The organism is Flavobacterium sp. EDS (assembly GCF_020991525.1).
Classification (GTDB): Bacteria; Bacteroidota; Bacteroidia; order Flavobacteriales; family Flavobacteriaceae; genus Flavobacterium.
Window position 1 is genome coordinate 1 of sequence record NZ_JAJMOZ010000055.1, and the last position, 450, is coordinate 450.

Here is a 450-nt window from a genome sequence, read left to right on the forward strand (position 1 = left end):
TATTATTGGTTTTATATATTAAATTTGGTTTAGGCTCTAGAGTTAAATATTATTATTAAAAATAGGGATTCTCAGGGTATTAAAGAGGGAATGCTTGTGTAATGATAAATTTGTTTAGGTTGTTTTATAGATAACATTTGTATTGTGCCTTATTATAGTGGGCACGGAAAGAATTTCCGCGCTATCGGATTCTCGGGGTATTAAAGAAGGAATGCTTGTGTAATGATAAATTTGTTTAGGTTGTTTTATAGATAACATTTGTATTGTGTCTTATTTAGTGGGCACGGAAAGAATTTCAGCGCTATCGGACTAGAATCTGGTAACGCTCTAGTATCTTCAATTATAGTTCCATTGCTACTTGTTATGAGATAACGCATTACAAGTTTTTCCTCTGTAAGTCGACCTAAATTCGCCGTAATTTTTAAAACTTTAAATTCATAATTTTTACCC

At 31.6% G+C, this 450-nt stretch carries 1 pseudogene; it reads right to left on the minus strand.

Going from position 1 to position 450, the window contains the following annotated elements:
• Positions 1-245 precede the first annotated feature (245 nt).
• Positions 246-450: pseudogene (locus LPB87_RS20650) on the minus strand (hypothetical protein); the annotation flags it as partial.